At 67.4% G+C, this 21384-nt stretch carries 18 protein-coding genes and 2 pseudogenes; 8 read left to right on the top strand and 12 right to left on the bottom strand.

Annotated features, from left to right (window positions below; genetic code table 11):
- A pseudogene (locus DIE23_RS29670) lies at positions 1-264 on the bottom strand (RNA-guided endonuclease TnpB family protein); the annotation flags it as partial.
- 429 nt (positions 265-693) lie between these two features.
- On the opposite strand from DIE23_RS29670, the pseudogene DIE23_RS29665 reads away from it, so the two are divergent.
- The 3 genes and pseudogenes from DIE23_RS29665 to DIE23_RS29650 all read left to right on the top strand — a co-directional run.
- Positions 694-1009 (top strand): annotated as a pseudogene (locus tag DIE23_RS29665) (phospholipase domain-containing protein); the annotation flags it as partial.
- A 201-nt stretch (positions 1010-1210) separates the two neighbouring features.
- On the top strand, positions 1211-1480 hold the full coding sequence (locus DIE23_RS29660) for a hypothetical protein (protein ID WP_006760823.1): 270 nt from the start codon (positions 1211-1213) through the stop codon (positions 1478-1480).
- Positions 1481-1643: 163 nt separating this feature from the next.
- On the top strand, positions 1644-2636 hold the full coding sequence (locus tag DIE23_RS29650; RefSeq protein ID WP_124615364.1) for a DedA family protein/thiosulfate sulfurtransferase GlpE: 993 nt from the start codon (positions 1644-1646) through the stop codon (positions 2634-2636).
- Positions 2637-2702: 66 nt separating this feature from the next.
- Here DIE23_RS29650 and DIE23_RS29645 read toward each other — a convergent pair whose 3' ends face one another.
- The 7 genes from DIE23_RS29645 to DIE23_RS29615 all read right to left on the bottom strand — a co-directional run bounded on the left by DIE23_RS29645 (position 2703) and on the right by DIE23_RS29615 (position 10587).
- On the bottom strand, positions 2703-4175 hold the full coding sequence (locus DIE23_RS29645) for an OprD family porin (protein WP_124615363.1): 1473 nt from the start codon (positions 4173-4175) through the stop codon (positions 2703-2705).
- 160 nt (positions 4176-4335) lie between these two features.
- Positions 4336-5361 (bottom strand): ABC transporter ATP-binding protein, encoded by a 1026-nt coding sequence (locus tag DIE23_RS29640; RefSeq protein ID WP_185646557.1) that lies wholly within the window; start codon positions 5359-5361, stop codon positions 4336-4338.
- The gene (locus DIE23_RS29635; protein WP_124615361.1) at positions 5358-6350 is read right to left on the bottom strand and encodes an ABC transporter ATP-binding protein; all 993 of its coding nucleotides are present in this window, start codon (positions 6348-6350) and stop codon (positions 5358-5360) included. The genes DIE23_RS29640 and DIE23_RS29635 overlap by 4 nt, the downstream gene beginning before the upstream one ends.
- Before the next feature lies 1 nt (position 6351).
- Positions 6352-7254 (bottom strand): ABC transporter permease, encoded by a 903-nt coding sequence (locus tag DIE23_RS29630; protein WP_044844992.1) that lies wholly within the window; start codon positions 7252-7254, stop codon positions 6352-6354.
- A gap of 13 nt (positions 7255-7267) precedes the next feature.
- Entirely contained in the window at positions 7268-8206 is a 939-nt protein-coding gene (locus DIE23_RS29625) for an ABC transporter permease subunit (RefSeq protein ID WP_124615360.1), read from the bottom strand.
- Positions 8207-8217: 11 nt separating this feature from the next.
- Positions 8218-9831 carry a peptide ABC transporter substrate-binding protein gene (locus DIE23_RS29620; RefSeq protein ID WP_124615359.1) on the bottom strand — a complete coding sequence of 538 codons (1614 nt, stop codon included), beginning with the start codon at positions 9829-9831 and terminating at the stop codon, positions 8218-8220.
- 177 nt (positions 9832-10008) lie between these two features.
- Complete coding sequence (locus DIE23_RS29615; protein ID WP_124615358.1) at positions 10009-10587, bottom strand: cupin domain-containing protein; 579 nt, start codon at positions 10585-10587, stop codon at positions 10009-10011.
- Between the two features lie 785 nt (positions 10588-11372).
- On the opposite strand from DIE23_RS29615, the gene DIE23_RS29605 reads away from it, so the two are divergent.
- Both DIE23_RS29605 and DIE23_RS29600 read left to right on the top strand, forming a co-directional pair.
- Positions 11373-12896, top strand: coding sequence for a peptide MFS transporter (locus tag DIE23_RS29605; protein WP_124615357.1), 1524 nt, complete (start codon positions 11373-11375; stop codon positions 12894-12896).
- A 120-nt stretch (positions 12897-13016) separates the two neighbouring features.
- A complete protein-coding gene (locus DIE23_RS29600) occupies positions 13017-13226 on the top strand; it encodes a hypothetical protein (RefSeq protein WP_124615356.1) in 210 nt (69 codons plus the stop codon).
- Between the two features lie 55 nt (positions 13227-13281).
- Here the strand turns inward: DIE23_RS29600 and DIE23_RS29595 are convergent, their stop codons facing one another.
- The 3 genes from DIE23_RS29595 to DIE23_RS29585 form a co-directional block, all read right to left on the bottom strand.
- Positions 13282-14406: an OpgC domain-containing protein gene (locus DIE23_RS29595; RefSeq protein WP_124615355.1), complete on the bottom strand. Its 1125-nt coding sequence runs from the start codon at positions 14404-14406 to the stop codon at positions 13282-13284.
- 386 nt (positions 14407-14792) lie between these two features.
- Positions 14793-15692 (bottom strand): EamA family transporter RarD, encoded by a 900-nt coding sequence (rarD, locus tag DIE23_RS29590; RefSeq protein WP_124615354.1) that lies wholly within the window; start codon positions 15690-15692, stop codon positions 14793-14795.
- A gap of 11 nt (positions 15693-15703) precedes the next feature.
- On the bottom strand, positions 15704-16000 hold the full coding sequence (locus DIE23_RS29585) for an acylphosphatase (protein WP_124615353.1): 297 nt from the start codon (positions 15998-16000) through the stop codon (positions 15704-15706).
- A 186-nt stretch (positions 16001-16186) separates the two neighbouring features.
- Here DIE23_RS29585 and hpnA point away from each other — a divergent pair, with 186 nt between their 5' ends.
- Both hpnA and DIE23_RS29570 read left to right on the top strand, forming a co-directional pair.
- A complete protein-coding gene (gene hpnA, locus DIE23_RS29575) occupies positions 16187-17194 on the top strand; it encodes a hopanoid-associated sugar epimerase (RefSeq protein ID WP_057925559.1) in 1008 nt (335 codons plus the stop codon).
- Positions 17195-17302: 108 nt separating this feature from the next.
- On the top strand, positions 17303-18712 hold the full coding sequence (locus DIE23_RS29570; protein WP_124615352.1) for a phage tail protein: 1410 nt from the start codon (positions 17303-17305) through the stop codon (positions 18710-18712).
- A 109-nt stretch (positions 18713-18821) separates the two neighbouring features.
- On the opposite strand, the gene DIE23_RS29565 is transcribed toward DIE23_RS29570, so the two are convergent.
- Positions 18822-20009: a glycosyltransferase gene (locus DIE23_RS29565; protein WP_124615351.1), complete on the bottom strand. Its 1188-nt coding sequence runs from the start codon at positions 20007-20009 to the stop codon at positions 18822-18824.
- Positions 20010-20442: 433 nt separating this feature from the next.
- Here DIE23_RS29565 and ispH point away from each other — a divergent pair, with 433 nt between their 5' ends.
- Positions 20443-21384, top strand: a complete 942-nt coding sequence (ispH, locus tag DIE23_RS29555; RefSeq protein ID WP_044844980.1) for a 4-hydroxy-3-methylbut-2-enyl diphosphate reductase — start codon at positions 20443-20445, stop codon at positions 21382-21384.

Genomic DNA, 21384 nt, shown 5'->3' with positions numbered 1-21384 from the left:
GCCCAGCGATTTCCTGCCGCGATAGCGCAGGTAGGGCAGACGGTTCCGACTGCGCGACTTCGCGTATTGCTCGCACGATGCGTTGATCGTGCCGGAGTGAATGCCGAGCTCCTTGCTGCTGCCCGATGTCAGCACGTTCAGGTCGAAGCCGGTCGGCCATTTCTTGTTCCACTTGAGCGCGTGCTTCTGCGTGTCGTTGCAGAAGTTCCAGACGTAGTTCACCGCACGGCTCTGCTTGTTAAGCAGTCCGTTCAGCGACTTCACCCGCTAGCGGTAGACAAGAATCATACCGGTGATCCTAACCTGTTGAAGAAGCTGTCTGTCAACAGCACTCCCTTCTTTCCCGCCATGAATGGCGGGGTTTCTCAAAGCAAATTCTGACGAAACATGGCTGTCGAATCCCGCGATTCCGTTGCACCCGCACCCACGCGGCGTCACGCCGACTTTATGCAATCGGCAATTCACGACCTTCCGCACCGCCCAGAATCGGTAATTTCCGGCCATTCCGACGTATTCTCCACGCGTCGCCTATTAGTTGCACACGCAACGTCACTGACACGACACGCCATGTCATGTCACTTCCGCACCACGTCGACGTCATCAGCGCTCCCTGGACTGGCCGTGCCCTGCACGGCACTCGCCGGGCCCGCGTGTGCCGACACCCTGCCTTGCACATCACGAGCGCGCGGCGCGCAGGCCGCCGGCGCGCACCCGTCGCGCGCGCTGCCATACGAGCTGCATCACGAGCGCGCAGGTCGATGCCGGCAAGGGCACCGTCACGCTGAAGTTCGCGAACACGGGCCGCGCGGCGGCGGTATTCCACGTCGACGACAAGCTGCACCTCGACCGCGTGCCGCGCCGCTACGTCGTCGAGCCGGGCAAGGCGCTGCGCGGCAACTGGGCGGCGCTGGCCGACGACGACGGCAAATATGACCTGTGGGTGCTCGGCCCGAACGGCTATCTCCGCCGCTTCACCGGCGATCTCGCCTGGCTGGCCGGAGCGCCGGCCAGACGCCTGACACGGCGTGGTCCGATCCGGCTGAAACGCCCGCCCGGCGCGGCTCAAACATCAGAAGGATGGTGGTGCAGCCCTCATTCCATGTCCACGAAAATGCTCCGTGTTGTGGCCCGTTCGCGTTAAACTGCGTCAAGCTGCATTCAACAACGACGTCTTCGCCAACCTGGCACACACGACACGAGGATAGGTTCGATGCGCACTACCGGCTCATCCGGGGCAATGACCCTGCTCACCGAACACGACCCGGCCGACGGCCGCGAACTGCGCTCGCTCCGGCTCGAATCGACCAGCGATGGCAAAAGCGTTCTGCTGATCGAGATCGACGAACGCAAGCCCGGCATTCACCGCGAGGTCCGCTACGAGATCACGCCGGCCGAACTGATCGCGGCAATCCGCTCGCATGGCGCCGAGTTGCCCGGCGAAAACCACGGCGCCGCCTCGCTCGCCCGCACCTCTTCCTGACGTCGATCGGTGAGCCGCGCGCAACGCACCGGCTCACCGATCCGCCCGCATCTCCCTGCCGCCGTCAGGCGCTTTCCGTCATTCCCCGCCGTCCGGTTGAAAATGGCCGATAATCGGCCCATCCGCGTATCCTCCTCGCGCACTTCCTTTTCGGCCAGCCGTCATGCTCCGTGACCTCGTCGCCCAATACGGGCCGCTTCTCGTCTTCGCCAATGTGCTCGCGGCGGCCATCGGCCTGCCCGTACCGGCGATGCCGACGCTCGTGCTGTTCGGCGCGATGGCCGCGATGAATCCGGCGATGATCGGCTCGCAACTGGTGACGGTGCTGGCGCTGTCGGTGCTCGGCGCGCTGATCGGCGACACCGTGTGGTACGTCGCCGGGCGGCGCTACGGCGGCTCGACGCTGAAGACGATCTGCCGGCTGTCGCTGTCGCGCGATACCTGCGTGAAGAAGACCGAACGTTTCTTCGGCCGCTACGGCGTGCGCGTGCTCGCAGTCGCCCGCTTCATTCCGGGGCTGTCGCTCGTGTCGGTGCCGATGGCCGGCGCGCTCGGCACGCGCTATCGCACGTTTGCCGGCTACGATGCGCTCGGCGCCGCGCTCTGGACGATGGTCGGGCTCGTCGCGGGGCTCGTGTTCTACCGGCAGATCGACTGGCTGTTCGCCGGCGCGAGCCGGCTCGGCCGCGCGGTGCTCCTGGTGATCGTCGCGCTGCTGGCGATCTACGCGGCCGTGCGCTGGATGCGTCGCCGCGCGCTGATCCGCCAGCTCGCGAGCGCGCGGATCGGCGTCGACGAGCTCGACCTGCTGCTGCGCGATTCGTCCGCGCCGGTGGTGCTCGACGTGCGTTCGCCCGAACACCGCAAGCTCGACCCGTTCACCATTCCCGGCGCGCAGTTCGCGGACGAACGGCACATCGAGGACATCGTCGCGCGCTATCCGTTCTCGCAGAAGTTCGTCGTGTATTGCTCGTGCCCGAACGAAGTGACGGCGGCGCTGATGGCCAAGCGCCTGCTCGACGCAGGCTTCACCGATGCACTGCCGCTGCGCGGCGGCCTCGACGCCTGGCGCGACACGGGCCGCCAGCTCACGTCGCTGATGGAGGACATGCCCGCCGCGAACGATCCGGTGGCGGGGTTGCACAAGCCGGCCTGATCGAACTGGCTGCAGGCCGGCCGCGCAAGACGAAGGAACTGAAGGGGACGTTGCGTCCCCCATCGATCAGAACGCGTGCAGCGGCACGTTCACGACCAGGCGATACTCCTTGTTGGTCGCATCCGCGGTGTGCGTGGAACCGGTGTGCCACATCGCGATGAACGTGACCTTCGTATCCTTCAGCTTGCCGCTCTGGAACGTGTACGACGGGATGAAGCCGAACTCGTGGTGACGGCCCTGCACCGGCGCGCCGTTGCTCCAGTAGATGCTCGACTTGCTCGGATCGTTCGCAGCCCCTGCGCTGCCGTCCGCACCCCAGCCCGTCACACCCCAGACCATCGCCTTGAAGCCCGGCAGGCCCGCTTCCTTGCCGTAGAACGTGTAACGCAGCTGCAGCGACTTTTCGTGCGGCGCGTTGTAGTCGACGTCCATCGAGTTGGTCAGGAAGATGCCGTTGGTTTCGTTGAGGTAGTCGAAGAACTGGTCGCCGAGCACCTGCTGATAACCGAGCAGCAGTTCGTGCGGGCCGTGTTGCGCGGCAAGCGACAGGCTGTACGCGTTGTTATTGATCTTGCCCTGCAGCGCGTCGCCCGTATCGTGCGTCGAGTAGACGTTCGCGAAGCCCGTCCACTTGACCGACTTCGAATCGCCGATGCTGTGCTTCAGCGATGCATAGTACTGATGCCACACGTCGTCGGCCTGGTTCGCGTACAGCGCGAGCTCGCCGTTCGGCGAATAGTCCCACGTGCCGCCGACGTAGGTCAGGCGATTGACGCGCGTGCCGCCATACTGCGTCGTGAGGTTGGTGAGCGTCGTGTGGCCGCGCGCATCGGTCTTCGTGAAGCTGCCGGCCTCGAGCATCACGTTCTTGAATTCGTTGCTGACGATCGTCGCGCCGAGAAACGTCGGCGGCAGCGCGCGGTTGTCGTGCTGCTCCATGAACGGGTTGTCCACGGCCTGCAGACCGTACTTGACCACCGTGTTCGAGATGCGCGCCTTCACGTCGTAGATGCCCGGATAGGCCCACGCGAGCTGGTTCGAACCGCCGCCACCCTTCGCGATGTGCACCATGCTGCCGGCGCCCGCGCCGCCATCGAGCTTCAACGCCGCATACAGCGACGCATCGAAGCCGATGCCGATCAGGCCGGTCGTGTAGCCCGACTCGAAGTTCGCCATCGCGCCCTGGACCCACGCGTGACGATGCGGTCCGCCCTTGTTGTCGAGCGTGTCCGCATAGTTGCGGAACAGGAAGTTCAGGTGGCTGTCGGCAATGAAGCCGTTCGACTTCGACTGCGCCGAAGGCTCATCGGGCGGCGTGACGGCCTGGTTCGCCTCGGCGTTGATAATGGCGTTCGGGGTCGTTGCCTGCGCAACCGACGTGCTTGCGCCGGCGGACGGCGCGGCCTGCGCGACCGTCAGCGGTGCGGGGGCCGCGTCGTCGGCGTGCGCGACGCCGGTCAGCGATACGCCGGCAAGCGCCGGCAAGCCCCATGCGAGCAGCATCTTCGATGCCGTCCCGATCGTCTTTTGCTTTTTCATCGTCATTCTCGTCTTGTGTTGATGTCGTCCACGCCGGTTGCGATCCGCTTCCGGTCCCCCGGCGAGCCCGGTTAAGGACGCGCCTTTACCCGCGACGCGAAGATTGTTCGCGCCGCACCCTACCCCTGTTGACCTGCCTGGTCATGTTTGCTGCGTCACTTCACGCCACCACCGCGCCCGCCCGGATGCACGCGACACGCGCCGCCGAGCCGTGCCGCACTTCCGGCAGCGGCACGTCCTGCGCGCACGCGTCGATCGCGACCGGACAGCGCGTGCGGAACGCGCAGCCGGACGGCGGGTTGAGCGGCGACGGCATCTCGCCTGCCAGCAGCATCGGACGGCGAGCACGCTCGCGCGCCGGCTCCGGCGTCGGCGCCGCATCGAGCAGCGCCTTCGTGTAGGGGTGCTGCGGCACGCCGTACACGTCATGCCGCGTGCCGAACTCCATCACGCGGCCGAGATACATCACGAGCACGCGCTGGCTGATGGCCTTCACCACCGCCAGGTCGTGCGCGACGAACAGATAGGACAACGACAGTTCGCGTTGCAGATCGCGCAGCAGGTTCACGATCTGCGCCTGGATCGACACGTCGAGCGCCGACACCGGTTCGTCGCAGATCACGAGCTTCGGCTCGCCGATCAGCGCACGCGCGATACCGACGCGTTGACACTGCCCGCCGGAAAATTCGTGGGGATAGCGCAGCAGGTGATGCGCGTTCAGGCCGACACGCTCGAGCATCGTGACCACGCGGCGCCGCACTTCGGTGCGGCCGAGGCCCGCGTGGTGCGTGACGAGCGGCTCCGCGACGATCTGTTCGATCGTCATGCGCGGATCGAGCGACGCGAGCGGATCCTGGAAGATCATCTGCACTTCGCGGCGCATCGCGGTGCCGCGCAGGTGATCGGGCGCGACGGCTGCGCCGCGCCAGCGCACCGTGCCGGCCGTCATCGGCACGAGGCCGATCAGCGCGCGCGCGAGCGTCGACTTCCCGCAGCCCGACTCGCCGACGAGCCCGACCGTCTCGCCGCGCTTCACGTCGAACGACACGCCGTCGACCGCGCGCAGCGTGCCCTTCGGCGACCACGGATAGCCGCCGAGCGGCACGCGGAAATGCACTTTCAGATCGTCGACGGACAGCAGCGAGTCGCCCGTCGCGCCGGCATTGCGGTGTTCATCGACGCTCATCGCAGACCTCCCGTCAGATCGGCCAGCGGCCGGTGGCACGCGCGCACCGCGCCCGCCGCGCCATAGGTTTCGAGCGCGGGGCGCGCGGTACCGCAGCGCTCCTCCGCATACGTGCAGCGTTTCGCGAACGCACAGCCGGCCGGCGCGGTGCCGGGCATCGGCGGATTGCCGGGAATCGCGACGAGCGGCGCATCGTCGGCGTCGGTCAGGCGCGGCAGCGCATTGAGCAAGCCGATCGTGTAGGGATGCGACGGTGCCGCGAAGATCGATTCGGCCGGCGCGTATTCGACGGTGCGGCCCGCATACATGACCATCACGTCGTCCGCGAGGCCCGCGACCACGCCCATGTCGTGCGTGATCAGCACGATCGCGGTGCCGCGCTCGCGGTTCAGCTCGCGCAGCAGGTCGATGATCTGCGCCTGCACGGTCACGTCGAGGGCGGTGGTCGGCTCGTCGGCGATCAGGATTTCCGGCTCGGACAGGAGCGCCATCGCGATCATCACGCGCTGGCGCATGCCGCCGGAGAACTCGTGCGGATACATGCGGATGCGGCGCGCCGCATCGGGAATGCGCACCGACTCGAGCGCCTCGATCGCGCGCCTGGTCGCTTCCTTGCGCGACAGCTTGCGATGCAGCTGCAGCGTCTCGGTCATCTGCCGCTCGATCGTCAGGAACGGATTGAGCGACGTCATCGGATCCTGGAAGATCATCGCGATCCGGTCGCCGCGCACGGCGTTCAGCGCGCGCGTATCCATCTCGAGCAGGTTGTCGCCGCGATAGCGCGCGGCGCCCGTCGTCGCGCCGTTGCCGGCCAGGAGGCCGAGCAGCGCCATCACGGTCTGGCTCTTGCCCGAGCCCGATTCGCCGACGATGCCGAGCGTCTTGCCGGCTTCGAGCGAGAACGACACGCCGCTCACGGCGTCGATCGGCGGCGCATCCTTGCGCGAGAAGCGCACGCCGAGGTTTTCTACTTCCAGCAAGGCAGCCATTTCAGCGATCCTTCGGGTCGAGCGCGTCACGCAGGCCGTCGCCAACGAAGTTCACGCAGTAAAGCGTCACGCACAGCATGACGGCCGGCGCCAGCAGCAGCCACGGCATCGATTCCAGTTTCTGCGCGCCGTCCTGGATCAGCACGCCCCAGCTCGTCATCGGTTCCTGCACGCCGAGGCCGAGGAACGACAGCACCGATTCGGTCAGCACGATGTTCGGCACGGACACGGTCGCGTACACGACGACCACGCCGAGCAGGTTCGGCACGACGTGGCGCAGCACGATCGACGCCGGCGACACGCCGATCGCACGCGCCGCGTCGACGAACTCGCGATTGCGCAGCGACAGCGTCTGGCCGCGCACGACGCGCGCCATGTCGATCCACGAGAACGCGCTGATGGTCAGCACGACCAGCATGAACGAGCGGCCGAACAGGGTCATCATCAGGATCGCGATCAGCAGGTACGGGATCGCGTACATCATGTCGACGACGCGCATCATCGCGGAGTCGACCCGGCCGCCCGCGAAGCCGGCGGTCGCGCCCCACGCGACGCCGAACAGGCCGGACACCAGCGTGCCGAGCAGGCCGACCTCGATCGACACGCGGCCGCCGATCAGCGTGCGCACGAGCAGGTCGCGGCCGAGCTCGTCGGTGCCGAACCAGTGCTGGTTCGCGAGCGTCGGCGCCAGGCTGATCGAACCCCAGTCGCTCGCGGCGGGATCGGCCGCAAGCAGCCACGGACCGACGAAGCACGCGAGCGTGATCAGCGCGAGCAGCACGAGGCTGAACACGGCCGCGCGGTTGTGAAGGAAGCGCGCGAACGCGAGCGCGAGCGGCGAGCGCGAACGCGGCGGCGAGTCGGTCTGCACGGGCAGACTGACGACGGGAGTAGTCGGAGTCATCGCAGTGCCTCGCTCAATAACGGATGCGCGGATCGAGCCACGCGTACGCGAGGTCGACCAGCAGGTTGAACAGCACGGCACAGACGGTCGTCAGCACGACGAGGCCGAGCACCAGCGTGTAGTCGCGGTTGATCGCGCCGTTCACGACGAGCTGCCCGAGCCCCGGCAGCGCGAACACCGATTCGGTGACGACGGCCGCCGTGATCGACGTGATGCAGACCGTGCCGAACAGCGACACGACCGGCATCAGCGCGGGCTTGAGCGCGTGGCGCAGCACGATCGTCGAGCCCGGCAGGCCCTTCGCGCGCGCGGTGCGGATGAAGTTGCTCGACAGCGTCTCGATCATCGAGCCGCGCATCACGCGCGCGAGCAGCGACACGTTGATGAAGGTCAGCAGCACGATCGGCAGCAGCCGGTACTGCCAGCCGCCGTCGCCCCAGCCGCCGGCCGGCAGCCAGCCGTTGCCGGCCGACGTCTTCAGCAGGATCGCGAAGATCCACACCAGCACCGGGCCGAGCACGAACGGCGGCACGACATTGCCGAAGTTGCCGATCAGCATCACGAAACGGTCGATCAGGCTGTCGCGGCGCACGGCCGCGACAGTGCCGAGCAGCACGCCGAACCCGATCGAGATCGGGATCGACACGCCGCCCACGCCGAGACTCACGGGCAGCGCCTTCTTCACGAGATCGTTCACGGACCAGTCGACGTAGCGGAACGACGGGCCGAGATCGCCGTGCAGCAGCGAACCGAGATACAGCAGGTACTGCTTCCACAGCGGCTCGTCGAGGTGATACTTCGCGTTCAGGTTCGCGAGCGTCGCCGCGGACAGCTGCTTCTCCGTATCGAACGGACCGCCGGGCGTGAAGTGCAGCAGCAGGTAGCAGACGGTGATGACGGCGAGAATCGTCGGCACCGCCCACAACGTGCGTCTCAATGCGTAGGCCAGCATGATCGCTCCGCTCAGTGCTTGATCAGGTACATGTCCTGCGAAGCACGCATGTCGATCACGTTCTTCAGCGAGTAGCCACCCACGTAGGGCTTCACGAGACGATCGGCCGAGTACTGGAACAGCGGCACCATCGGCGTGTCGTTCATCGCCGTGTCGTGCGCCTGCGTGAGCAGCGCGGCGCGCGCCTTGTCGTCGAGCTTCTGGTTGCCGTCGTCGACGAACGTGTCGACCTGCTTGTTGCAGTAGCCGACGGTGTTCTGCGAGCTGCCGCAGCGGATCAGGTCGAAGAAGGTCATCGCGTCGTTGTAGTCGGCGAACCAGCCGTCGCGCGCGATCTGCACCTTGCCGTCATGCCGTTCCTTCATCAGCACCTTGAACTCGACGTTCTCGAGCTTCGTGTTGATGCCGAGCTTCGTGCGCCATTCCGACGCGGTGAACAGCGCGACCTTCTTGTGCAGGTCGTTGGTGTTGTACGTGAGCGTGAACGACAGCGGCTTCGCGTCCGAGAAGCCGGCCTGCTTCAGCAGGTCCTTCGCGGTCGCGACGCGCTTGGCCATCGGCCACGACGCCCATTCCGGCGTGAACGGCTGCACGCCCTTCGTGCCGTTCGGCATCAGTCCGTACATCGGCTTCTCGCCGGCCTGCGTGAGCTTCGACGTCAGCACGTCGCGATCGATCACCATCGACAGCGCCTGGCGCACGCGCTTGTCCTTGAGCGCCGCGTCGCTGTTGTTCAGGTAGTAGTAGTACGTGGCGAGCTGCAGGCCCGGGCGCAGTTCGCCGCCGAACTGCTTGCTGACCTGCTGGAAGATGCCCGACGGGATCGAGTAGCTGTAGTCGATCTGGCCGGCCTGGTACATGCGCATCGCCGTTTCGTCGCTTTCGATCGGCAGGTACGTGACCTTGTTGATCACGACCTTCGGCGCGTTCCAGTACTTCGCGTCCTTCGAGATCACGATGCGGTTGTTCGGCTGCCAGTCGACCAGCTGGTACGCGCCGTTGCTGACGATGTTGCCCGGACGCGTCCAAGCATCGCCGAACTTCGCGACGGTGTCCTTGTTTACCGGCGCGAGCGGCACCATCGCGGTCAGTTCGGGGAAGAACGCGACGGGCACGTCGGTCGTCACTTCCAGCGTGTACGGGTCGACCGCGCGCACGCCGAGCGTCGTCGGTGCGGCCTTGCCGGCGATGATGTCCTTCGAGTTCTTCACGAATTCGACGAGGATCGTGTACTTCGAACCCGTCTTCGGATCGACGAGGCGCTGCCACGCATAGACGAAATCGGCGGCCGTCACCGGCTGGCCGTTGCTCCACTTCGCATCGTGGCGCAGCTTGAAGATCCACGTCTGCGGCGTCTTGCGCTCCCACGACTGCGCGACGCCCGGCACGACCTGGCCGGCCGCATCGATGCGGGCAAGCCCTTCGAACAGGTCGAGGCCGATCGTATTGCCGGTCCACGATTCGATGTGCGCCGGGTCGAGCGATTCGACTTCGGCGGGCACCTGACGCGTCAGGTCCTGTTGAGGAGCGAGCGCGACGTTGGACGGAACGGTCACGGCGTGGGCGGCGGGCGTCGTCAGGGCGAGCGCGGCCAGCACGGCCGACATGGCATGCAAGGATTTCATCGTGGCGGTCTTGAGAAGGTGGTTCGGTGAGCGATGCGCGGCGGATGCCGCGGTTACGCGTGAGACGCTGACGGGTGCAGCGATTGAGGAGGCCCGTGATTCTCGTATTGCATCTTAGTATTCCTTACGTTTCTTTCGACAGGTATTCCGTCTCGGAAACGAAGGAATACCCGTGCGTTAGAACAGCCGCGGCGTACCGACCCAGACCACCACCGACTCGACCTTCGCGGTGTTGACCCAGCTGTGCGGGACCGTCGACTGATAGTGCGAACTGTCGCCGGCCTGCAGGACGAACGTCTTGCCTTCCAGCGTCAGCGACACTTCCCCTTCAATCACATACAGGAACTCCTCTCCTGCATGTGTCGTCACCTCCGACCGTTTCTGCCCCGGCGGCATCCGCACGAGGATCGCCTCGAGCTGACGCCCTTCGGTCACGTTGGTCAGCCTCGCGAACAGGTTCGCCGAATCGGCGAATCCGAAGAAGCGCAACTGCTCGCCTCTGCAGACCGAGCGTTCCTCGCTCGGCGTATCCACGAAGTACTGCACCGTCACGCCGAGCGCCTGTGCGATACCGGCCAGCGACGTCAGCGACGGCGACGCGAGCCCGCGTTCGACTTGAGACAGAAACGGCTTCGAAATCCCCGCGGCGGTAGCGGTGTCGTCGAGCGTGCGCTTGAGTCGTTGGCGCAACGCGCGAATCTTGCTGCCGAGTGCGACAGCGTCTGCCGATCGCGAGTTTTCAGTGGGGGGAACCATAGCAGGCCGAAAAGTGGTCGTCAAAAAATGTTTGATGGAAAGTAACTAAGTTAATTCGAGATAGCTTAATCTTCGGGTTCGCATACGTCTTCGGCGTTGAGCCCGGTGCACTAAACAGGGCCCGAAGCGAGCGAAACGACGCGCTATCTTGCCAGACTCGCCGGCTTCACAGGCAAGCTGCAAGCGGCTCTCCGGGAATCTTCGGAGGCCGGGCGGCAAAGTTTACAAATAGATGATGAGACGAATGTTCCTGAAAGCTGCTGCCATATCGGGAGTTTCCCTGAGTGGCGCGGACCTGACGCACCGGACCGGCAAACGTTACCACTCGCGCGCCGGTCGGGGCCTCGCACCGCCTTGCCAGGCGGCGTGCGACCCCGGCCCGGGCCAGGGGCTGTTCCCGCTAATAACGGGCTTGCGAACGTGCCTTGCCGGTCGCAATGCAAGGAGGGAGGAGCGCCGTTTGGCCGAGCCAAACAAGCGACGATCGACGCCGCAGTGCGGCCGGCAAGGTACGTTCCCCTGTCTTGGAAAATTCATTCGTGGGGCTGCCCCCCAGAAGGGCCGATCGCCGCGTCACGCTCCTCGCGAGTACGTCGAGTATTCGCTTCGTCGCAATCCTTGCGCTCGGCCCTTCTGGGGGCCAGCGCAAGCCCATTATTAGCGGGAACAGCCCCTAGCCCGACTGCTCCATCGCCGACGCAAAGCCTACCCGGCCATAGTGCTCCGGCGCCAGTTCGACCCCCAAGGCGACGCGCGATCCGCGCCGTCCGTTTCAAACGAGATTGATGATGCACGCACCTGTTTCACAGACCCGATCGTTTACGACGGTCTTCCTCATCGAAATGTGGGAGCGCTTCGGCTACTACGGCATGGCCGCGCTCCTGGTCCTCTTCATGGTCGACCGGCTCGGTTTCACCGACAGCCATGCGAACCTGACCTGGGGCGCGTTCACCGCGCTCGTCTACGCGTCGCCGTCGATCGGCGGCTGGATCGGCGACAAGGTGCTCGGCGCCCGTCGCACGATGATCATCGGCGCGGCCGTGCTGTGCGCCGGCTACCTGATGCTGGCGGTCCCGAACGACGCGCTGGCGTACATGTACGCATCGCTCGGCGTGATCGTCGTCGGCAACGGCCTGTTCAAGGCCAACGCGGCGAACCTCGTGCGCCGCATCTACGAAGGCGACGACGCGCGCATCGACAGCGCGTTCACGATCTACTACATGGCGGTCAACATCGGCTCGACCGTGTCGATGCTCGCGACGCCATGGATCAAGGATCACTGGGGCTGGCACACCGCGTTCGCGGTCTGCTGCGCCGGCATGCTGCTCGCGATCCTGAACTTCATGCTGATGCACCGAACGCTCGCGCACATCGGCTCGCAGCCCGACGACGAACCGATCCGCTGGAAGCGCCTCGGTGGCGTGGCGGCAGGCGGCGTGGCGCTCGCGCTGATCACGCTGTACGTATTGCAGCACAAGCAGCTCGCGGTCGCGAGCGTGTGGACGGCCGCCTTCGCGATCCTCGCGATCTTCGCGTACATGATCGCGAAGTCGGAGCGTTCGGAACGCGCGGGCCTGATCGCGGCGCTCGTGCTGATCGGCCAGGTGATCCTGTTCTTCATCTTCTACGTGCAGATGTCGACGTCGCTCACGCTGTTCGCGCTGCGCAACGTCGATCCGCGCTTCATCCTGTTCGGCACGACGCTGTTCACGTGGAGCGCCGCACAGTTCCAGGCGCTGAACCCGATCTGGATCATGATGCTGAGCCCGGTGCTCGTGTGGATCTACAACGCGGTCTCGAAGAGCGGCCGTGACCTGCCGGTCGCGGCGAAGTACGCATTCGGCTTCGGCGCGGTGGCCGCCGGCTACCTGGTGTTCACGATCAGCGGCCGCTACGCGGTGGACGGTCGCGTGTCATCGTGGTTCATGGTGTGGGGCTACGGCCTCTACTCGCTCGGCGAACTGCTGGTGAGCGGCCTCGGCCTCGCGATGATCGCCCGCTACGTGCCGGCGCGCATGAGCGGCTTCATGATGGGCGCGTATTTCGTCGCGACGGGTGTGTCGCAGTATCTCGGCAGCGTCGTCGCGAACTTCGCGCAGATGCCGTCGCACGACCTGCCGGCCACCGAATCGCTGCCGCTCTACCTGTCGCTGTTCGAGAAGCTCGGCTGGCTCGCCGCGATCGGCATGCTGCTCGCCCTCCTGCTGCTGCCGATGATGAACCGCCTGTCGCGCCAGCATCAGCGCTGCGCGGAAGAGCGCCGCGAGGAAGAAGCGGTGCAGGCGCAGGCGATGGCCTCGGCCCAGTAAGTACTATCCCTCGGCGTGCGGCGTGCACGCCACATTCTCCCGCCGGCGCGGCCAGCACGTCCTACACTGGTTGCAACGGTGCATCGGTTCCATCGCGATGCGCACCGGCGGGAGAAGATCATGAAAAGCAAAACGACTCGGCTCTTGAGGATGCTGTCGGACATCCGGCACGCGCAGCGCTGCACCGCATTGCGCGCCGCCCGGGCCGCGGCCGAAGCCGACGCGGTGCTCGCGCAGCAGGACGATCCGAAGTCCGACGAACGCGACGACGCCGAATCCGACGGCGACGCGACCGCCGTCCCCCGCTCCCGCATCGGCTCACCTCACTGACGTCATCGACGCCGCGCGGCACGTTGCGTGCCGCCTGCGCGTTTTCCCGCACCGCTCACGCGGCCGCGCCGCGCCAGCGCGCGAACCACGTTCCCGAACCCGCCACGGCCATCATCAGCCCGACCGCGCATGCGTCGGCCGCAAGGCCCACGCCGAGATGCCGCAGCTCGGCGCCGTTCGCGACCGGATGCAGCAGCGAATCGATGACGAGCGAGATCGCCGCGCCCGCGACGAAGCAGATCAAGCCACGCCTGCCGACCGCGACGACGGGCTGCACGGCCTGCGCAATGCGCGCGATCCAGCCATGGCGCACGCAGTCGGCCATCAGCCATGCGATCGCCGCGAAGCTCACGATGCGCGGCAGCGCGAGATCGCGCTTGAGCACGCCTTCCGGCACCGGCAACCCGGAGAACAGCTTGTAGCTCGCACAACCGAGCACGATCGCGCATGCGACGCCGGTCGCCGCGGCGCTCCAGCGCCCGAGTGCGATGTGCCGGTACACGGGCTGGCAGCGCGCGAGCACGCCGGCGACGAACATCAGTTGCCACGCAAACGGGTTGAAGCTCCAGCGGAACGAATCGGTGTCCAGCAGCTCGGGGCCGAGCCAGCCGGCCGCGAGCCACGACGCCGCGCTGAACGCGACGAGCAGCCACGGATGGCGGCGCGCGAACGGCACGATCACCGGCGACGCGAGCGCGAACAGCACGTACATCGGCAGCACCGACGCGAGATACGGCTGGCGCTGGAACGTGAGCAGCTCGGCGAGACCCGTGAGCGGCGACGCAAGCATCACGCTGACGTCGTCGAGCGCGAGGTTCGGCGCGTCGATCCCGTAATGGTCGAGCGCGGCGGACACGACGAGCATCAGCGTCGACGTCGCGAGAAACGCGCGGTAGATCTGCATCGCGCGACGCACGAACCGCCGCTGCGCGGCGCGCGCGCCGTGCCGGTCGGCGATCGCGCCGTACGCGCTCGCGGTCGCGAAGCCGCCGAGGAACACGAACACCTCGGCCGCGTCGCACAGCGCGAATGCGTGGAGCGTCACGCGCGACACCACGCTCGCACCGATGTGATCGACGACGATCATCAACAGCACGATTCCGCGGAAGAAGTCGACTTCGATCAGGCGGCCGCCGCGCGCCGGCGGCACCGTGGCGGCGGGCGGCAAGCTCAACGACATGGCCGCACCTGCGCGACGACGGCGCGGCACGCACCGGTGGAGGATTCGGCAGGGAGAAGGTGAGCCTGATCGGCGGCGATACGCGTATGCTCGCATCGCGCCAACCCGGCCGGCCCGGCACGGAGATGACCGTTCATGGAAAAGCCGCATACGAAGAGAAGACGGTCAGGTCAGTCTAGCGGCCGGTCGGGGGATACCCTAAGTAACAAAGTGCAACGGAATCTTCTGTTCGATTACAGGCGTGACATCGACGATACGAAGCTGGCGACGCGGCCAGCCTGATGTCAGTGCGTCGCCAGTTCGACGCCAGGATCGCAGGATTCGGCGCAAGGAACGCGCGATGCGCAGCACGTTCCTTGCTGCCGTCGCGCCGCGCGCGACGACGCTCAACGACGTGGGGGCAGGCGCCGCATCAGCATCGCGCTGTGCCACGCGGTCAGCGCGACGGCGACCCAGATCGGCCCGTAGGTCGCGAGCTGCGCGACGCTCAGTGTCTCGCCGAGCAGCAGCAGCGACACCGCGACGAGCAGCACCGGCTCGACGTAGCCGAGGATCCCGAACAGCGCCATCGGCAGCATCCGGCTCGCCTTCAGGTAGCTCGCGAGCGCGAGCGTGCTGAGCACGCCGAGCCCCGGCAGCAGCGCGGCCCATAGCAGCGGATGGCTGGCGACCGGCGTCGGGCTCGTCGATACCATCACGAACGCGACCGGACACAGCAGCGCGATCTCGAACGCGAACGCGGCCAGCGAATCGGCGTTGATCCGGCGGCGCAGCACGAAATACGGCGGATAGCCGAGCGCGACGACGAGCGTCGGCCACGCGAACGCGCGCGTCGCCCACACCTCGTGCGCGACGCCGAGCGCCGCGCACGCGACCGCCGCCCATTGCAGCGGGTCGAGCCGTTCGTGATAGTAGAAGCGGCCGACGAGCACCATCGTCAGCGGCAGCAGGAAATAGCCGAGCGACACCTCGAGCATGCGCCCGTGCAGCGGTGCCCACAGGAACAGCCACAGCTGCAGGCCGAGCAGCGCCGCGCTCGCCGGCAGCGCGATCAGCAGACGCCAGTCGCGCACGCTGCGCCGCACGAGCTCGACGAGGGCCGGCCAGCGGCCGCGCAGCGCGATCAGCGCGAGCGCGCCCGGGGCGGTCCACAGGATGCGCCACGCGAAGATGTCGAGCCCCGTGAGCGGCGCGAGCAGTTTCGCGTAAGCGGACATCAGCGCGAACAGCGTCGACGCCATCACCGACAGCGCGATGCCGCGCCCGGCCTCCGGATACCCCGTCATGTTGTTTTGCCTTACTGCTGCTGGAAGCGCTCGAAACGCTTTTCGACCTTCCGCTCCTCGAACGTGACCTCGGTCACGCGCGCGGACGGCGGCCCGTGGCGCAGCCACGCGAGCATTCGGTCGATCTGCGCGCCGGGGCCCTGGATCATCGCCTCGACACTGCCGTCCTCGAGATTCGCGACCCAGCCGCGCAGCTTCAGCGCGTGCGCCTCGCGCACCGTCGCGTGACGGAAACCGACGCCCTGCACGACGCCGCGCACCCGCACGTAGTAGGTCTCGATCCGTTCGTCCAGTTCATTGCGGCTCATCACGTCGCCCTCCCGTTGCATTCAAGCCCGGCATTGTAGTCGCGTCGGCCGCTTCGCACACGGGCCTGGCGGCCTCGCCATCCGCCGCCGCCGCTGCCCGGCTCGCGTCGCCGTGCGCGCCGACCACGTACAATCTCGCCGACGCACAACCGCCGCGCGGCCCGCGCGCGGCCCTGAAGGAAACGCATGACTGACACTTCCCGCGATCTCGTTCTCGTCACCGGCGCGTCCGGTTTCGTCGGCTCGGCCGTCGCACGCATCGCGCAGCAGAAAGGCTATGCGGTGCGCGTGCTGGTGCGCCCGACCAGCCCACGCACGAACGTCGCGGATCTCGACGCCGAGATCGTCACCGGCGACATGCGCGACGAGACGTCGATGCGCGCCGCGCTGCGCGGCGTGCGCTACCTGCTGCACGTGGCGGCCGACTACCGGCTGTGGGCGCCGGATCCGGACGAGATCGAGCGCGCGAACCTCGAAGGCGCGGTCGCGACGATGCGCGCGGCGCGCGCAGAGGGTGTCGAGCGGATCGTCTACACGAGCAGCGTCGCGACGCTGAAGGTCACGAGCGCCGGCGATCCGTCGGACGAGAACCGGCCGCTGACCGCCGAGCAGGCGATCGGCGTGTACAAGCGCAGCAAGGTGCTGGCCGAGCGCGCGGTCGAGCGGATGATCGCCGACGAAGGGCTGCCGGCCGTGATCGTCAACCCGTCGACGCCGATCGGCCCGCGCGACGTGAAGCCGACGCCGACCGGCCGCATCATCGTCGAGGCCGCGCTCGGCAAGATTCCCGCGTTCGTCGATACCGGCCTGAACCTGGTGCACGTCGACGACGTCGCGCACGGCCACTTCCTCGCGCTCGAGCGCGGCCGGATCGGCGAGCGCTACATCCTCGGCGGCGAGAACCTGCCGCTGCAGCAGATGCTGGCCGACATCGCGCAGATGACGGGCCGCAAGGCGCCGACGATCGCGCTGCCGCGCTGGCCGCTCTACCCGCTCGCGGTCGGTGCGGAGGCCGTCGCGAAGTTCACGAAGAAGGAACCGTTCGTGACCGTCGACGGGCTGCGGATGTCGAAGAACAAGATGTATTTCACGTCCGCGAAGGCCGAGCGCGAGCTCGGCTACCGCGCGCGTCCGTACCGCGAAGGCCTGCGCGACGCGCTCGACTGGTTCGGCTCGGCGGGCTACCTGAAATAGCACAATGCGGCGTGTTTCACGCCGCATTGCGCACTTTGTTACACGTCGCTGACGGACCGGCACCGGCGCAGCGGTTAAAATCGCGGGTCTTACGCAGAGAAGACACGCATGAACCTGAACGAACAGATCGATTCGCTCAACGCGGGCGTCGATCAGCTCCTCCACGATCACCACGCCGCACAGCAGGCGGCACGCAGCGCGGAAGCGTTCGCGCGCGCCGCCGCGGCGGAAGCCCAGGCCGCCGCCGAACGTCACGCCGTCGCGGAGACCGAGGCACAGGCCGCCGCGCAACGCCACACGGCCGCAGCCGCCGACGCCGATGCCGCGCAGCAGCGCCACGCCGACGCCACCGCCGCGGCCGAAGCCGCCGCCCAACGCCACACCGAAGCCACCGCGCAGGCTGAAGCCGCCGTCCAGCGGCACACCGAAGCCACCGCGCTGACCGAAGCGCTCGCGCAGCGTCACGCGGATGCCGAAGCCGCGTCGCAACGCCATGCGGCCGCGATCGCCGAAGCCGAGGCCGCCGCGCAGCGTCATCACGCCGCCGCGACCGAAGCGGATGCGGCCGCGCAGCGTCATGCAGCCGCCACCACGGAGGCCGAAGCCGCCGCGAAGCGCCATGCGGAAGCGACCGCCGACGCCGAGGCCGCGACGCAGCGCCACGCGGCCGCGGTCGCCGAGGCCGAGGCACTCGCGCAGCGTCACACGCAGGCGATCGCGGAAGCGGAAGCCGCCGCGCAGCGCCACGCCGATGCGATCGCCGAAGCCCAAGCCGTCACGCAGCGCCACACCGAGGCGATCGCGCAAGCCGACGCGGCCGCGCAACGCCACGCGGAGGCAACTGCTGCGGCAGAGGCCGTCGCGCAACGCCATGCCGAAGCGATCGCACAGGCCGAAGCGGCCGCCGAACGTCACGCGAAGGCGATCGCCGACGCGGAAGCGCTGGTCGAAGCCGTCGTGAAGGACGCCGCGACGCACGCGGCAGCTGTGGCAACCGGGCCGGCCGTCGCGGCTGAAGTCGTCGAACCGGTTGTCGAGTCCGCCGTCGAGCCGGTGGTGGACGCAGCCGCGCCGGTAGTCGTCGATGAAGTCGTTGCAGCGCCGGCCGACGCGACCACCGCCGTCGTCGCGACGAACGCCTCAGACACCGCGATCGAAGTCGCCCCCGCCGACGCAGCGGACGTCCCCGCGGACAAGGCGACGCTGCACGTCGCGCGCCCGTCGCAGAACGAACTGACGCTGACCGTCAACGGCCAGTCGATCACGCTGAACCCGGAGCAGCTGGGCCAGCTGATCGAGGAACTCGCGCACGCGCGCGCGTCGATGCAGCCGGAACCGCCGCCGGGCATCCCGGCCGGCTGGCGTTTCGTGACGACGAAGAACCCGATGATGGCCGTGCAGAAGCAGTCGAACGGCGACCGCCTGCTGGTCGCGCGCCACACCGGCTACGGCTGGGTGCCGTTCACGTTCTCGCCCGACGTCGTGATCCAGATGTACATGATGCTGACCCAGCGATAAGCACGCTCGGCCCCGCCGCAAACGAAACAGCCCGATCGGCTCGCACCGATCGGGCTGTTTGCTTTCCGGGGTCCGGCGTGACGGCCGGCATTCGCCGGCGTCGTCCGGTTCAGCGCTCCACCGGCGCCTGCACGCGCGCCTTCCACTGGCCGCCCTTGCCGCGCCAGTAGCGCCACGCGGACGCGAACGTCGCGCCGACATAGAACAGCGCGACGAGCGGCAGCACGGGTGCCCACAGCGGCGAGCGGCGGTAGTAGCGCAGCATCGGCGCATACGCGGTGCACATCGACGCCCATGCGAGCCACGCCGGCCAGGCGCGCGCGCCGTAGACCAGCGCGGCCACGGGCGGCACGAGATAGATGATCGTCATCCCGAGCAGCGTGCCGGCGAGCAGCAGCGGCGAATAATGGAGCTGCGTGAACGCGGTGCGCGCGATCATGTTCCAGATGTCGCGCCAGCTGTCGTACGGACGCAGCGACACGCTGCGGTCGGCCAGATCGAGCCGGATCGGATGCCGGCCGCTGCCGCGATGCTTGATCTGCGCGGCGAGGCTGCAGTCGTCGATCAACGCGCCGCGGATCGACTCGATGCCGCCGGCTTCCTCGAGCGCGCTGCGCTTGACCAGCATGCAGCCGCCCGCGGCGCCGGCCGTCCGGTTGCGCGGATTGTTGATCCACGAGAACGGATAGAGCTTCGCGAAGAAGAACACGAACGCCGGGATCAGCGCCTTTTCCCAGAACGAATCGCAGCGCAGCCGCACCATCAGCGACACGAGATCGCGCTGCTCGGCCTGCGCGCGCGTGACGAGTTGGGCGACGGCGTCGGGCGGATGGCCGATGTCGGCATCCGTCAGCAGCAGGTAGTCGGCCGGCAGCCCGAGCGTGCGCACCGCGGCGATGCCTTGCGACTGCGCCCACACCTTGCCCGACCAGCCGGCCGGCAGCGGCTTCGCGGCCAGCACCGTCAGCCGGTCGGCGCGATTGATCGCGAGCGCGGCCGCGCGGGCCGCGTCGGCCGTGCCGTCGTCGCTGTGGTCGTCGACAATGATCAGATGAAAGTCGCCCGGATAGTCCTGCTCGAGCAGCGACGTCGCCGCGCGGGCGATCACGTCGACTTCGTTGCGCGCCGGCACGACCGCGACGACGGCCGGCCAACCGGCCTCGGCGGCCGCGCCGCGCGCCTCCGGCGGCAGGGCCCGCGCGGGCCGCGCGCGCCAGAAGCCGCCGCGCGCGACGAGCAGCACGATCCAGATCAGCAGCGACAGGCCGGACACCAGGAACGTAATCGCCAGCATCATCGGCACGTCTCCTGCCGGATGCCGGCGCGAGCGGCCCGGCCGCCCGCGGCGCCGGATCGGTCGATCACAATCAGGGTCGGAGTGAAAACACCCATGACCGCACGAGCGGCAGGGCAATACGCGTAAGAATCGACGGTCATCGAATGGCCTTGAAATGAGCGCGACGCCGGGTGGCCGGACAGGCTGCCCGCGAAACCGCGCAGTTTACCGGGTTCCGCACACGCGAGCGCCGACGCGGTTCTGCGGCGGATGCAACACGGTCGATACAGCACCAGAGCAAGGACGGCCCGATAGGGTTAAAATGCGCGATTAATTCGGGGTTCCGGGGCCTGGCCTGGCCGGTTCGTTTCCTGCCTTCATAACATCAAGCCGGGGCGAGCGAGCAGTGCCAGCTCCTCGAACCCCGGCGTCTGTCGTCGGAGTTCGCTCACTTATGCGAGTCATCCTTGCCCAGCCCCGCGGCTTCTGTGCGGGGGTTGTCCGTGCGATCGAGATCGTCGATCGCGCGCTGCAACAGCACGGCGCGCCGGTCTATGTGCGTCATGAGATCGTGCATAACCGGCATGTCGTCGAAAACCTGCGTAATAAAGGGGCGCGATTCGTTGAGGAGCTCGACGAGGTGCCGCACGGCGCCGTGGCGATCTTCAGCGCGCACGGGGTCGCCCAGACGGTCGAACGCGACGCTGAAACGCGCGGGCTCGACGTGCTGGACGCCACCTGCCCGCTCGTCACGAAAGTGCACGTGCAGGGCCGCCAGTACGTCGCGGCGGGCCGCCGGCTGATCCTGATCGGCCATGCGGGCCATCCGGAAGTCGAGGGCACGATCGGCCAGATTCCGGCCGAGGTGATCCTCGTGCAGAGCGAGGCCGAGGTCGATACGCTGACGCTGCCGGTCGACACGCCGGTCGCGTATGTTACGCAGACGACGCTGTCGGTCGACGACACGCGCGGCATCATCGAAGCGCTGCAGCGCCGGTTCACCGACATCGTCGGCCCGGACACGCGCGACATCTGCTACGCGACGCAGAACCGCCAGGCCGCCGTGCGCGAGCTGAGCGGCCAAGTCGACGTGCTGCTGGTCGTCGGTGCGACGAACAGCTCGAACTCGAACCGCCTGCGCGAGATCGGCACCGAAAGCGGTGTACCGAGCTATCTCGTCGCCGACGGCTCGGAAGTGAAGGCCGAATGGTTCGCGGGCGTGCAGACGGTCGGCCTGACCGCCGGCGCGTCGGCACCCGAGGAAATGGTTGAGGATGTAATCGGCGCGCTGCGCGCGCTGGGGCCCGTCGATGTCACGACGATGGCGGGCCGTGAGGAAAAAGTCGAATTCAAGTTGCCGGCGAAGCTTACGCAAGCTGTCGCCCGCGAAGTTTAA

Origin of the sequence: Burkholderia sp. Bp9143 (assembly GCF_003853645.1) — a bacterium.
Classification (GTDB): Bacteria; Pseudomonadota; Gammaproteobacteria; order Burkholderiales; family Burkholderiaceae; genus Burkholderia.
The sequence above is the reverse complement of the archived record's forward strand: the minus strand, read 5'-3'. Positions and strand labels throughout refer to the sequence as shown.